This window comes from Blautia faecis, assembly GCF_027662325.1.
Classification (GTDB): Bacteria; Bacillota; Clostridia; order Lachnospirales; family Lachnospiraceae; genus Blautia_A; species Blautia_A faecis.
Genome location: NZ_JAQDKY010000121.1, coordinates 1 through 524, shown reverse-complemented (window position 1 = coordinate 524; position 524 = coordinate 1). Strand labels below are relative to the sequence as shown.

At 42.0% G+C, this 524-nt stretch carries 1 protein-coding gene; it reads left to right on the top strand.

Annotation, left to right across the window (positions count from 1 at the left end):
- On the top strand, positions 1-524 hold a 524-nt coding region (locus PGQ38_RS19440; RefSeq protein ID WP_270433228.1), incomplete at both ends, for an MSCRAMM family protein.

Genomic DNA, 524 nt, shown 5'->3' with positions numbered 1-524 from the left:
AACCATCCGGCAAAAGGAAAGCTTATCGTCCATAAATCAGGGGAAACTTTAAAGTCTTTTAAAAAGGATTTTGCATATGAAGAAGCTTCCCTTTCTGGTACTGAGTTTGCAGTTTTCGCAGCCGAGGATATTTATACTCCGGACCACCAGGTGGATGAACAGGGCAACCGTACTCTCATTTATCCAAAAAATACCCTGATCCGGAAGGTTACAACGGATGAGAAGGGAGAAGCAGTTTTGACCGATCTTCCCCTTGGAATGTACCTCGTAAAGGAAACCAAAGCCCCAACTGGTTTTGTACTTAATTCTGAAAGCAAGGAAATTACTTTCCTGTATAAAGACCAGGATACGTCGGTCGTGGAGGAAACCGTGGAATTTTCCAATAAGCGCCAGAAGGTAGAACTTAAAGTCGTGAAAGAGGATGCCGAAAATGGTAAAAAACTGGAAGGCGCCGAATTTGGAATTTATAACAAAAATGACATTTTATCCGGTGATAAGATGATTGTAAAGGCAGATACCCTGCT